Raw genomic sequence first — 12,592 nt, forward strand, 5'->3', positions numbered from 1 at the left:
GGACGCACATGATTACCATCGAAATGGAAAATGGCAAGCAGATCAAGCTGGAGCTTTATCCGGACATTGCGCCGGCCACTGTCGAAAATTTTATCAAACTTGTTAAAGAGGGCTTTTATGACGGCCTGATTTTTCACCGCGTTATCCCCGGGTTTATGATTCAGGGCGGATGCCCGGAAGGAACCGGCATGGGAGGCCCCGGCTATACCATTAAAGGGGAGTTTTCTTCCAACGGGGTAACAAACAATCTCAAGCACGCCCGCGGCGTGATCTCGATGGCGCGCGCCATGGACCCGAATTCCGCCGGTTCCCAGTTTTTTATTATGCACCAGGACGCACCGCATCTCGACGGGCAGTATGCCGCGTTCGGCAAGGTTGTGGAGGGCATGGATGTCGTGGATGAAATTGCGTCTGTCCCTACAGATTACAGCGACCGTCCGCGTGCGGATCAGAAGATGGTGAAAGTAACGCATACGGAAGACTGATGAAAAAGCCGGCCATTCTGGCCGGCTTTTTTGACTGCATATCCTATTTGGTTAGCGTACCGCTTGGTGTCTGCACCAGCAAAAAGATCTGTTCTTCTATACCGGTGTACGCATTGACATAAACAAGAATTTTCTGGTCCTTGTCTGATTGGGTTAAAAATTCATAGGTGAGCACTTCGTTTTTTCCGCTGGTGGGGATCAATGCGATCTTTTGGGAAAGAATCTTCAGGTTGGGGTTCACAGATCTTGCGGCATCTTCCGCCGTGATAGACGGGGGATCAAAGGTGCGCTCCCGGTGATTGGTGATATAACCGCGCGCGTCAAAGAATACGATGCTGCCGTCGTCAAGCGCAACGCCTACTTTGATCAGGTCGGTATAAAGGATGACATTGTCCTTGGCGGCGGCATAGTTGATGGTGCAGATGCCGTCGGCAATTTCATAATAGGTGGTGCGCATGTCGTAAATCCCCAGGTTTTCCAGATAGCGGTCTGCGAAGGAGAACATGGAGTCATGATTCAGCCGCTGTTCACCGACATCGCGGGAGTTGATCATATAGGTGATCAGTCCGCCGGATTTTGTGGCGCCCACAGCTACATTGTTCCCGTTGAACGTATAGGACGGCATATTGGAGTTTTCGTCATCACTGCGAGTCAGTTCCCCGACCGACAGGCCGGCGGCTTTTGCGGCTGCGGCCTGCGCATCCTCGGGGGATACCGTCGGCAGACCCCGGGTAAGACGCGGCTTCTGGTTCAGCAGGTGATCGGAAAACGGACCGTCATAGATCAGTGTGGGATATCCTGTCATGGACTGTTCGAGATCCTGAAAACCGTCAATCAGGCCGGGGCTCTGTTCCGCCACGCCAGTGCGCAGGGCGGAGACGCGGATATCATTGTTGATGATCTGCTGCTGCACATTGTCAATGTAGTCTTTCAGTTTAGACGCATATTGCTGCAGGGCTTCCGCATTTTTCGTCTCCTCGTCCGTGAGCACACCTCCGGCTGCGACCTTTTTGGAGAGGTTCATAGCGTAGTCGCCCACCTGCGAGAGGAACTTATAGGTGTTTTCCATATTAAGGTCACTTACGGGGAGGGTGGAAAGCGCCGACTTGGCTCCTCCGCTTTCTTTCCAGATGCGGGCGGAAAGCAGGGCGAGCTGGTTGGAAGTACCCACATACTGCCCCTTGTCCAGATCGACGGTCAGATTCGTCAGATAGCTTGAAAGCTCGCCGAGGGAGCGGGTATAGGAATTTTCGATCTGAAGCCGGTAGTCTTTGGCAATCGCGTTTTGCCGGATGGCATAACCCGCGCAAAGGAGGAGAGCGGCGGCGGAGTAACTGATCGTCCTGACCAAAGCGCGTTTGGAAATTTTTATATTCATAATAAAACCTCCATGAAATGGTATGGTATAGGAGTAGTTTGTGAAATAAACTTTAAAATATTATGAATACACCGGCGTAAAGTTGAAAAAGATTGTCTGAAGTTGTATAATTATTTTAATATTGGGACTTTAGGCGGTCATATTTGGATAGGAGAACGGAAAAATGGAGCAGCAAATCGCATATCTGGACAATGCGGCCACAACCCGCGTCAGTGAGGAAGCGGCGCAGGCGGCAATGAGAATGATGCGGGAGTGCTTCGGAAATCCTTCTTCACTCCATGCGATGGGGGTTGCCTCTGCGCGCGAGCTGAATGCGGCGCGGGAAGCGGTCGCTTCCCTGATGGGCTGTCAAAGCGAGTGTGTCTATTTCACATCGGGCGGGAGCGAATCCAATAACCTGGCTGTTTTTGGAGCGGCGAACGCAAAAGCCCGCAGGGGCCGGGAGATTGTCACGACTGCCGCGGAACATTCCTCCGTTGCCTGCGCGATGAAGCGGCTGGAAGAGACCGGCTGGACGGTAACGCGTATCAAACCGGACAGCTCCGGCAATATTGATCCGCGCGCTGTTGCGGATGCCGTTACCGATCAGACTGCGCTGGTCAGCATGATGATGGTGAACAACGAGACCGGCGCTGTTTTCCCTGCGGAGCAGGCGGCAAAATTAATCCGTGCCAAAAACCCGCAGACGCTGATCCACTGCGACGGCGTGCAGGCGTTTGGGAAGCTGCCGCTTCGGGTTTCGCGTATGGAGATTGACCTGATGAGCGTCAGCGGACACAAAATCTGTGCGCCGAAAGGCTCAGGCGCGCTCTATATCAGGCGCGGTGTCCGGATTCTGCCGCTCATTTACGGCGGCGGACAGGAGCGCGGACTGCGTTCCGGAACGGAAAACCTGCCCATGATCACGGCTTTGGGAACCGCGTGCGGCGCGCTGGAAGGGCAAGTACAGGAGTATTATCAACACGCGGCTGCGCTGAAAACGCGCCTTTTGGAAAAACTGTCGGAAATCGACGGTATATGCATCAATTCACCCGAAAACAGTTCACCTTATCTATGCAGCTTCTCGGTTCCCGGTTACCGCTCGGAAACGATGCTGCATTTCCTGGAAAGCCGAGGCGTTTACGTCTCCAGCGGTTCCGCCTGCTCAAAGGGGGCCGCAAGCCCTGTTTTAACCGCGATGGGCCTGCCTGTACCGGTGATTGACAGCGCGCTGCGCGTCAGTACCATCTATGATACCGCTGAGGCAGAGATTGACCGGCTCGTGGAAGCGCTGAAAGCCGGAATCGCGGCGCTGGCACACAGGTAAAGATTCAACAACTTCAATAGAAATGGTGGAAAACATGAAAGAACTGATTTTGCTCAAAAGCGGCGAAATGGCGCTCAAGGGGCTGAACCGCTCCTACTTTGAGGATACCCTCATCCGAAACTGCCGCCGCCGTCTGGAAAGCCTCGGTAAATTCCACATTTATAAATCTCAGTCGACCATTTATGTGGAACCTCAGAGTGAGGAAATTGACCTTGATGAAGCAGTGGACAGGCTGGGCCGTGTATTCGGGATTGCGGCCCTGACGCGCGCGGCGATTGTGGACAAGGATTTTAACGATATCAAAGCAAAAGCGCCCGGGTATCTGGCAGCATGGCTGGACACCGCCAACACCTTTAAGGTGGAGGCGAAGCGCTCCGACAAGACGTTCCCGATGAAATCCCCGGAGCTCTGTCTGGAGCTGGGAGCTGTTTTGCTTGATGCATTCCCTCACCTGACCGTGAATGTGCATGAGCCGGATGTGACTGTCTATGTGGAAATCCGCGAGAAGGCGGCTTACCTGCATGTGGACCAGATGCGGGGGGCCGGCGGTCTGCCGGTTGGAACTTCGGGAAGCGCGACGCTGCTGATTTCCGGCGGGATTGACAGCCCCGTAGCGGGCTATATGATGGCAAAACGCGGCCTGCAGATCATGGCCGTGCATTTTGTGAGCCCTCCGTATACCAGCGAGCATGCGCTGGAAAAGGTGAAAACCCTCTGCAAAAAGCTGACACCTTACTGCGGGCACATCCGGCTCGCGGTGGTGCCGTTTACGGAGATACAGGTCGCCATCCGGGATCAATGCCCGGAAGATGTGTTTACAGTCATCATGCGGCGCTGTATGATGAAACTCGCCGAGCGGGTGGCGGCCGATAACGAATGCGGTGCGCTGATTACCGGAGAGAGCGTGGCGCAGGTGGCCAGCCAGACGATTTCCGCAATTGCCTGTACCGACGTAGCCTGCCGGATGCCGGTGCTGCGTCCGGTAATCGGGATGGATAAAGACGAAATCGTAAAGATAGCGTATAAGATTGATACGTTTGAGACCTCCATTTTGCCATATGAGGATTGCTGCACGGTCTTTACCCCGAGGCATCCGAAAACCAAGCCGAAGCTTGCATACGTGGAGGAGGCGGAATCCAAACTGGACAGCGAAGCCCTGATGCAGAGGGCATACGAGAAGATCGAATATTTCGTGATTGGCTGATCCGGGTGAGAAGAGGAGGTGCGACGGGTGGTTTCGGAAATCATTGGAGTCGGTGAAGCGCTCGCCACAGGCGGGGCGCTGGCCGAAAACGCACAGCTCGCAGCCAGGGAACTGGAAGCGTTTGGCATCACTGTAAAAGGGCAGACCGCGGTCGGCTCTGATGTCCGTCGGCTGAAATCCGCTATTGCGCAGGCGCTGGGCCGAAGCGACGTGGTAATTTTAATGGGTGGAATGGGCGCCGGTCCGGACGGAATTACCAAAAAAATAGTGTGCGAGGGGCTGGGACGCCGGCTTGTGCTGCATGAGGACAGCCTGCGGCGGATTCGGGAAGCATACCAGCGCGCTGGGCGGCAGATGCCCCAACAGGTGAAACAGCTGGCGATGCTGCCGGAGAAATCCATTGTTTTTCCGGGGGTTCGGGGAATTACCCCCGGCTGTGCGCTCTCGGCGGGCAGCCAGTATATGATCCTTCTGCCCGAAAGGCCGGAAGAGTTTCTGCCGATGTTTCAAAGAAGCGTCATTCCTTATCTCGCGAAGTTTACGCAGGCCGCCGTTGCGTCACATACTGTCAACGTAGTAGGTATGGGGGCGGAGGCGGTCAGGCAAAAGCTGGGAGAACTTCTGAAATCGGAAAATCCTGCGATTACCGTCGAGCCAAAGCCGGGCGAGTTGCAGGTTCGTGTGACGACCAGAGCGAATTCAAAGCAGGAAGCGGCCGCTTTGAGCGCACCGGTGGTTGACGGAATACAGAAGCAGCTGGGCGGGGCAATCTACGGAATTGATGCGAAAAATCTGCAGAGCGTGGCTGTGGCGGCGCTGCTGGAACGCGGGCTTTCCGTTTCGGTAGCGGAGGCGTGCACGGGGGGCATGCTTTCGGAACTGCTCAATTCAGTTCCCGGCGCCGATAAAATTTTCCGGTATGCCGTATCGGCCGCATCCCCCCGGGTGAAGGAAGAATCGCTGCGGGTTCCGGCAAAAATGCTCAAAAAGTTCGGTTCGGTAAGCGCGCAGGTCGCGGCTGCGATGGCGGCCGGCGCGATGGCGCAGGGCAAATCCGAAATCGGCATTGCCATAACGGGGAACGCCGGGGGGAAAGGCGAAGACGATAAACATACCGGGACCGTTTACATAGCGCTTTGTAATCAACAGGACGTCTGGGTAAGCAGGATAAGGCTTCCCAAGAGCACTGACCGGGCTTTGATTCGGCATACAGCCTGCATGGCCGCGATGAATCTGGCCCGTAAATACGCTGCGGCGCTGCCCGCACAGCTGGCGGGGTCAAATCCGTTAAAGGAAGCCGCCGCCGGGAAAATATCCAATATTTTAGAGGAAGATCTGAATCAAGGCTCAAATAAAGGCGGAAAACGCCCGTGGTATGCGGTTATTTTTCCGGTAAAGGGTGACGATATGAAATCAATCGTTCAAAAAACCATTCTGATTATAGCCGTGCTGGTATTTCTGGCGTCCGCGGGCTATTTGGTCTCTTTTTATGTACAGGCTGAAAGCAATAAGAAAATGACTGCGGGTCTTGCGGAAATGTATGGGGAAGCGCCGTCGGAAGAAGATCTGAAAAAGCTGGAGGAGTCCGGCGGATATCCATCCGATTATCAGAATAAATTTTTAAGTCTTTATGCCATCAACAGCGATGTCGCGGGCTGGCTCCAGATTGAAGACACACAGGTCAACTATCCGGTTGTGCACTATACGGACAACGATTATTACCTGCGCCGGGATTTTTACCGAAATAATAACAAGCATGGTATCCCATGGCTGGAAGCGAATAACACGCTCAATCCTCAAAGCGACAACTACGTCGTATATGGGCATAATATGACCGACGGCCAGATGTTTGGCGAGTTGATGAAGTACAAGCCCAGCGGAGAAGGGCTTGAATATCTCAAAAACCATGCAATCATTTCGTTTGATGATGTTTACCGCGATAATGACTATAAGATTTTCTCGGTCTTTATCACAAATGCCAAGGAAGCTTACGGCGAAATTTTCTATTACAACACGATGCTTAACCTGCAGGACGACGCAGATTTTAACGCGTTTGTGGATGGGGTAAAAGCGCGTTCCTATTACACTTCGGATGTGGATATCCAAAAAGGGGATCAATTCCTGACGCTTTCCACCTGCTCTTATGAGTTCGGAGCGATATCCGACGATGCGGATGTGCGTACGGTGATTGTCGCGCGCAGGGTCCGTGATGGAGAAAAAGCGGATGCCAGCGGCATTACATATGCTTACAACCCGGACCCCCTGCTTCCGCCCGGATTTGTGGAGGGCCAGAAGCAGAAGGCAATCGCCGCCTCCAAGGCGGCTTCTGAAGCCGCCGCATCGCAGGCGGCGGCAAGCGGCAGCGCTGTTGCCGGGGCGTCCTCCAGCAAGAGTTCTTCCGTTGTTGTGTCCAGTTCAGCTGCAGGAAACCTGAGCGGGGTGGAGACTGAGGCGGCGCAGAAAGCCGCAAGGGCGCAGCAGGCGCAGAGTGACGCGGAAAAAGCGCTGAGAAACGCCAAGAGCAGTTACAATAACGCAAGGGATGCGGGCACACAGTCGAGGGCGCAGACGTATGCCAACGAAGCGAAGGGATATGCTGATACCGCAAGGGAGGCATATTATAAAGCCTCGGATCTGGTGGACGAATTACAGGAAGTCTATGAGGAATATCCATCGCAGACAACGGAGAAGGCTTATCACACTGCTTTGGACGCAATGAATGCGGCCGAGGCGGCATGGGAAGACGCGAAGTCATATGCCGCTGATGCACAGTCGGCCGCTGATGATCTGAAGCCGGTTTCTTCGAGCAGTGCGCCATCTTCAAGCAATAAACCTTCTTCAAACAGTGTGCCTTCTTCAAACAGTGAACCATCTTCAAATAGCGAGCCATCTTCAAACAGCGAGCCATCTTCAAACAGCGAACCGTCTTCAAACAGCGAACCGTCTTCAAACAGTGAGCCATCTTCAAATAGCGAGTCGAACCCTCCAAGCAGTTCAAATGAAGAAATCACTAACGACGATTTAAATAATAACGCTGGTGGGGAAGGTGCCGGAGAATCTTCAGACGGCGATGCAGATGATGCAGGCGGAGCCACTCAAATGAGTGCGGTTTTGAGAAGCGGGTCAGCAACCGAAGTGCTTGCCGCGTCGGTCAGCGGGAATGAGAAGCTCACGATTATTGCCGGAGGGAAAAAACTGACGGGAAAAGCCTCTTCCCTGGTAGCCAAAGTTGTCATGAACGAAATGGGAACAGGATTTGAAAAAGAGGCAATCAAGGCGCAGGCGGTTGCTGCCTACACCTTTATCAAGCAACAGAACAAATCCGGCGTTACCCCCTATTTCGGGATCAAAACGCCCACCGCCGATCTGCAGAAAACGGTGAATTCGGTGATCGGCAAGGCGGTTTATTATCAAAGCAACCTCGCGTTTACCCCGTTTTATGCGACCAGTGCGGGGGTGACCATTTCCAGTAAGGATGTATGGGGCGGAAGTTATCCATATCTGGTGTCGGTAGACAGCGAAATTGATGAACAGGCGAAAAATTACAAGCAGAGCGTTTCGTTTGATGCCGATACTGTTGCCGAAAAAGTAGAGGATAAACTGGATATTGACCTGTATGATTACAGCGATGACCCAGCCGATTGGTTCAGCATTAAGAGCCATACAGAAGGCGGGCGCTATGTTAAGACCGTCCGGGTGGGTGATAAGACCACAACGGGCCGCATCCTGCGTGAACAGGTTTTCGGTTTGCGTTCGGCCGCTTTTGACATTAATTACAGGAATGGAAAGTTTACCTTTACCACTTATGGATACGGGCATGGTGTCGGCATGAGCCAAACGGGCGCAAACCTGTATGCTTCGCTGGAGGATTGGAATTACGTGGATATCCTGACCCACTATTATCCGGGCTGCAAGGTAAAATAGTGTGAAAATGATTTGGTGATTTTGCCGTGGAGTTTTATCTCGTATGATAAGTTTTAAAAGTGGGAAATCATTTCCAGGTATATTTTTCATAAAAATTGTCATTTTTACAAATTTACCACTCCCCAAACGGTTAGAACTGTGCTATAATAATACCTGTTTATTACAGTCGTTTGTTTTTACAATGGCTTAATGAGAGGGTTTGAATTGGATTTATGAAAGCAATTTTACGCGGGCTTTATTTCTTTTTTTCAGGCATCAAAACAACCTGCAGCGAACTTTGCGAGTGGTATACGACAAACAGGAGTATTCCGCGATTTATGCGTAACAAGGCCTCTCTGGCGGTCATTGTGGTAGCCATTATTGCCGGAGGCTGGGGACTGGTTGCCGCGGTAACAAGCGGGAGCGGCATCGAACGTCACTCGCTCTCCGACTCTTCCGCGAAAGAGAGTTCCTCAGAGGCGCAGGAACCGGACAAAGATCAGCAGGAGCCATCCTCATCCGAAGAGGCGCCGTCTGAACAGCCGGCTATCGATGCAATTGCCGGGGCAACCCGTTTTGAACCGGTAACTGCCGAACAGATGTATAAAGTGCTGGATGACCGTGCGAAAAAATACAAAGAAAATAACAAGTCCGATGTTTTCACACCGCCGCCTGCGGGCGATATTGCCGCCTGGAAAAAGATCAACAGCGATGTGGTCGGCTGGATTACAGTTTCCAACACAAATATCAATTATCCGGTGGTAATTGGTGCGAATACGGCCTATTATACCAGCCGGGGCTATTATAAGGAAGCCAGCAGAAACGGCGTGATCTGGTTGGACTCCGATACAAAATTCGGGACTAACGGAGCGATCACCTCTCAAAATGCTGTCATCTATGGACATAACTGGACGAATTGCTGGCGGCCTGTGCGTATCGGCAATCCGAACGATGTGATGCTTGCGCAGCTGGCTGCTTATGACAATGCCGAATTTGCAGCGGCGAATCCCTATATCCGGTTGGCGACCTCCGACGGGGACCATCTGTATGAGATTTTCACAGTGTTTTATACCGACCTGAGCTTTGGCTATAACTATGCGGATGGAAGCCGGGTACCCGGCATCATCTCCAAAGCGAAGGGCCTGAGCATTCACAAGTTTAATGTCCCGGTTTCCAGTACGGATAAGATTATCACCTTGTCTACCTGTACCCGTATTCTCGGACCGGGAGACAATCAGCGGTTTGTCGTAATGGCAAAGAAGATTTCTTAGTTCTGAAAAGCGGCTGCCCGTGCAGCCGCTTTTTTACCACTTATGACCGGGGGAGGAATCCTTTTTTTATGAAAGATTTGATATTTGCGCTGATGCGTCCGTTTATAACCGCATGGGCGCTTCTGCGGTTTGGCTCCATCTGGGGGGCCAAGGAACACCTGCGAAAAGGGGGACGTCACAAACTGCTGGAGCTGGCCTACGGACATTATTTTATGCGAAGAGGCAGTTTTGTGGGGATTACCAGTGAATTGGCGGGGATGCCCTGTTTTCCTCATGGCATGCAGGGTATCTTTATTTCAAACAATGCAAAGCTGGGAAAAGATGTCGTCATTTTTCAGCAGGTGACCATTGGCTCCAATACGCTTTCGGACAGCAGTCATCTAGGCAGTCCGACAATTGGAAACCGTGTCTATATCGGCGCGGGAGCCAAAATTATTGGTGGCATTACAATTGGCGACAACTGCCGAATTGGCGCGAACGCGGTGGTATATGAGGATATGCCGCCCAATTCTGTGGCTGTGTGCGCGCCCACCCGGATCATTCAGAAGGATGATTTGGATAATACCTACTATACGACGATCGGCAAAACGGAGTATTATTTTCAGGACGGTTCGTTACATAAAGTGGAAGACGAAAAGAAAAGACGGACATAGTCCGTCTTTTCTTTTTGCTTTAGATTTTGCCCATTGTTTTAAGCGGGTCAATCCATTTGCCGTCAGCGGATTTCATTGCAAAGTGCAGGTGCGAATCAAGCAAAATTTCGCTTGGAATCTCGCCTATTTTGCCGATGTTCTGGCTGACTTTCACATTGTCGCCCACTTTAACGGAGACATCTTTGGTAAGTCCGCAATAAATCGATGTAACGCCGGTATCATGCTTGATTTCCACCGTCACGCCCATCAGCGGGTCGTCATTGACTGCTGTTACCTTTCCGTCGTTAACAGCTTTGACCGCGGTACCCTGTTCGGCTTTGATATCAATGCCGTCATGTGTGCGCCATTCTTTCAGCGTATTGTTTTTCACAAGTTCGCCGTTGCTGTAAGCCCCGAAGATTTCACCGGTGACCGGCATAACGTAGGACGACGGAGGCAATTGCTGCCGCGCAGCGGCCTCGGTGGAGCGCGGTTCGGACTTGGATGAGGCTTCGGATGACGACGAAGGCGCCGTAGACGAGGAGGAGGAACTGGGGGACGGCGCTTTTACGCCGCTTTGCGCCTTTCCAGCTTCCTCCAAATCGGGGAAACCGTAGGTTGGTTCCTGCGAAGCGGCGGGTTCCTGCTCGACGATCGTACTATTGTTTCCATCAATACGGGCAATGGTCTTGTCAACCGCGACCCATGCCGCGGTACCGGCTCCGATCACGCAAACTGCCAACGCTACATAAAAGCCTCTGCCTGCTAGAAATTTACTGAATTTGTTTTTTGGATTATAAGAATCATTCATATTGTGGTTACACCTCCAACGTTATTTTGGTCGCTTGCCGAATGGTTTATACGGTGCCAAGAATTTCTTTTAAGCGTGTTTTTGTTTTTTGTCTGATCAAACAGAATGTAAACGGATTACTTTTTTTGCTTGAATTCCCTCACTCCGATGATTAAAAGCATGATGCCGAACAGTTTGGAAAGCAGTTCGCTGCCAAGCCGTTCTCCCAGCCAAACTCCAAACAGTACAGCGGGCAGGCCGGACAGAATGCAGAAAGCGGCAGCTTTCCAGGTAATCAGATGGTTACGGCTGTGAAGGATGATGGACAGGACGGCGATCGGCAGAAAAAACAGCAAATTGATACCTTGTGCCTCCAGCTGCTCATATCCGCCGTAGACCCGCAGATAGAGCAGCAGAACTGCGCCGGCCCCCATGCCTAATGACCCGAGAACCCCGCTGATCAGAGATACAGCGGCTATGACCAGCATATGGTTCATGTGAGCAGCCGAACGGCCGAGTAAAGGACAATGACGCCGAAAATCCTGTGCAGCCAGACTTTTTTAATCTTTGTCAAAAGCTTGCTGCCGATGACCGCACCCACAAGCCCAAGCGGGAGATAAGGAAGGGCGCTTGCCAGCCTGATATGCCCGATGGAAAGATAAAGGATGCTGCTGACAATTGAGAGCGGCAGGATCACAGCGATCGAGGTGGCATGCGCGCGTTCGGCAGGAAGCCCGCAGTGGCCGAGCATCGGGACGACAACCATCCCGCCGCCCGCGCCGAAGAGCCCGTTCAGGATGCCCGCAATTGCTCCGGTGAGTACAAATTTGAGTTTTTCCATTTCATTCCCCCTTTGTCTGAACGCAAAAAAAGAAGCTGTTTGAAATTAGCATTCCAAACAGCTTCTGTCTTTATTCGATGAATTCTTTCCCTGCGATTCTTTTTAGAAAAAGGAGCTATATAATCAATCGCAAAACGTTATTTTGTACCAAAAATGCGGTCGCCCGCATCGCCAAGGCCGGGAACAATGTATTTGTTTTCATTCAAGTGGTCATCCAGCGCGCCGCAATAGATCTGCACTTCCGGATGGGCATCGCTTAAAGCCTTCAGCCCTTCAGGGGCGGCAATGATGCACATGAACTTGATGTTGGTCGAACAATTATGTTTTTTCAGCTGGTTGATGGCGTCAATGGCGGAACCGCCGGTTGCCAGCATCGGGTCGAGCACAATGATATCGCGCTCCTGAATATCGGCGGGCAGCTTGCAGTAATATTCCACAGGCTCATGGGTGGCCGGATCACGGTACATACCGATATGGCCGATCTTTGCGGCGGGAACAAGCTCCAGCATACCGTCCACCATGCCAAGCCCTGCCCGGAGAATCGGCACAAAAGCAACCTTGCGTCCAGAGATGACACTTGCCTTTGCAATGCAGATAGGCGTCTCGATCTCCACCTCTTTGGTGGGCATATCGCGGGTCGCCTCATAACACATCAGCATGGCGATCTCATTGATCAGTTCGCGGAATTCCTTGGAACCGGTATTTTTATCACGCAGAAGGGTGATCTTGTGTTTGATCAGCGGGTGATCCATAATGAACGGTTTTGTTGACATAACGATATC

Annotated in this window: 11 protein-coding genes; 6 read left to right on the top strand and 5 right to left on the bottom strand. The window is 52.2% G+C overall.

Annotation, left to right across the window (positions count from 1 at the left end):
* Positions 1 to 8: 8 nt before the first annotated feature.
* Positions 9 to 485 (top strand): peptidylprolyl isomerase, encoded by a 477-nt coding sequence (locus C1A10_RS02755; protein ID WP_101908769.1) that lies wholly within the window; start codon positions 9 to 11, stop codon positions 483 to 485.
* 43 nt (positions 486 to 528) lie between these two features.
* On the opposite strand, the gene ypeB is transcribed toward C1A10_RS02755, so the two are convergent.
* A complete protein-coding gene (ypeB, locus tag C1A10_RS02760) occupies positions 529 to 1,863 on the bottom strand; it encodes a germination protein YpeB (protein WP_101908770.1) in 1,335 nt (444 codons plus the stop codon).
* A gap of 163 nt (positions 1,864 to 2,026) precedes the next feature.
* Between ypeB and C1A10_RS02765 the strand changes: the two genes are divergently transcribed.
* From C1A10_RS02765 to C1A10_RS02785, 5 genes are all read left to right on the top strand, one after another.
* Positions 2,027 to 3,169, top strand: a complete 1,143-nt coding sequence (locus C1A10_RS02765; protein WP_101908771.1) for a cysteine desulfurase family protein — start codon at positions 2,027 to 2,029, stop codon at positions 3,167 to 3,169.
* 34 nt (positions 3,170 to 3,203) lie between these two features.
* Positions 3,204 to 4,373, top strand: coding sequence for a tRNA uracil 4-sulfurtransferase ThiI (thiI, locus tag C1A10_RS02770; protein ID WP_101908772.1), 1,170 nt, complete (start codon positions 3,204 to 3,206; stop codon positions 4,371 to 4,373).
* A 27-nt stretch (positions 4,374 to 4,400) separates the two neighbouring features.
* Complete coding sequence (gene srtB / locus C1A10_RS02775; RefSeq protein WP_180950950.1) at positions 4,401 to 8,297, top strand: class B sortase; 3,897 nt, start codon at positions 4,401 to 4,403, stop codon at positions 8,295 to 8,297.
* 317 nt (positions 8,298 to 8,614) lie between these two features.
* Complete coding sequence (locus C1A10_RS02780) at positions 8,615 to 9,547, top strand: class B sortase (RefSeq protein ID WP_180950951.1); 933 nt, start codon at positions 8,615 to 8,617, stop codon at positions 9,545 to 9,547.
* Positions 9,548 to 9,615: 68 nt separating this feature from the next.
* A complete protein-coding gene (locus C1A10_RS02785; protein ID WP_207654709.1) occupies positions 9,616 to 10,200 on the top strand; it encodes a serine acetyltransferase in 585 nt (194 codons plus the stop codon).
* 19 nt (positions 10,201 to 10,219) lie between these two features.
* Here the strand turns inward: C1A10_RS02785 and C1A10_RS02790 are convergent, their stop codons facing one another.
* The 4 genes from C1A10_RS02790 to upp all read right to left on the bottom strand — a co-directional run bounded on the left by C1A10_RS02790 (position 10,220) and on the right by upp (position 12,583).
* On the bottom strand, positions 10,220 to 10,990 hold the full coding sequence (locus C1A10_RS02790; protein ID WP_101908775.1) for a M23 family metallopeptidase: 771 nt from the start codon (positions 10,988 to 10,990) through the stop codon (positions 10,220 to 10,222).
* Positions 10,991 to 11,106: 116 nt separating this feature from the next.
* Positions 11,107 to 11,466, bottom strand: a complete 360-nt coding sequence (locus C1A10_RS02795) for a sulfite exporter TauE/SafE family protein (protein ID WP_101908776.1) — start codon at positions 11,464 to 11,466, stop codon at positions 11,107 to 11,109.
* The gene (locus C1A10_RS02800; protein ID WP_101908777.1) at positions 11,463 to 11,810 is read right to left on the bottom strand and encodes a sulfite exporter TauE/SafE family protein; all 348 of its coding nucleotides are present in this window, start codon (positions 11,808 to 11,810) and stop codon (positions 11,463 to 11,465) included. Before C1A10_RS02800 ends, C1A10_RS02795 begins: the two co-directional genes overlap by 4 nt.
* A gap of 137 nt (positions 11,811 to 11,947) precedes the next feature.
* Positions 11,948 to 12,583 (bottom strand): uracil phosphoribosyltransferase, encoded by a 636-nt coding sequence (upp, locus tag C1A10_RS02805; RefSeq protein ID WP_101908778.1) that lies wholly within the window; start codon positions 12,581 to 12,583, stop codon positions 11,948 to 11,950.
* Between the last annotated feature and the right edge of the window lie 9 nt (positions 12,584 to 12,592).

This window comes from Marasmitruncus massiliensis, assembly GCF_900186535.1.
In the GTDB taxonomy this organism is placed as follows: Bacteria; Bacillota; Clostridia; order Oscillospirales; family Ruminococcaceae; genus Anaerotruncus; species Anaerotruncus massiliensis_A.

Coding starts and splice junctions, on each gene's coding strand:
- ypeB (WP_101908770.1), bottom strand. CDS start 1,863: ATGAATATAAAAATTTCCAAACGCGCTTTGGTCAGGACGATCAGTTAC.
- C1A10_RS02795 (WP_101908776.1), bottom strand. CDS start 11,466: ATGAACCATATGCTGGTCATAGCCGCTGTATCTCTGATCAGCGGGGTT.
- C1A10_RS02765 (WP_101908771.1), top strand. CDS start 2,027: ATGGAGCAGCAAATCGCATATCTGGACAATGCGGCCACAACCCGCGTC.
- thiI (WP_101908772.1), top strand. CDS start 3,204: ATGAAAGAACTGATTTTGCTCAAAAGCGGCGAAATGGCGCTCAAGGGG.
- C1A10_RS02790 (WP_101908775.1), bottom strand. CDS start 10,990: ATGAATGATTCTTATAATCCAAAAAACAAATTCAGTAAATTTCTAGCA.
- upp (WP_101908778.1), bottom strand. CDS start 12,583: ATGTCAACAAAACCGTTCATTATGGATCACCCGCTGATCAAACACAAG.
- C1A10_RS02780 (WP_180950951.1), top strand. CDS start 8,615: ATGCGTAACAAGGCCTCTCTGGCGGTCATTGTGGTAGCCATTATTGCC.
- C1A10_RS02755 (WP_101908769.1), top strand. CDS start 9: ATGATTACCATCGAAATGGAAAATGGCAAGCAGATCAAGCTGGAGCTT.
- C1A10_RS02785 (WP_207654709.1), top strand. CDS start 9,616: ATGAAAGATTTGATATTTGCGCTGATGCGTCCGTTTATAACCGCATGG.
- C1A10_RS02800 (WP_101908777.1), bottom strand. CDS start 11,810: ATGGAAAAACTCAAATTTGTACTCACCGGAGCAATTGCGGGCATCCTG.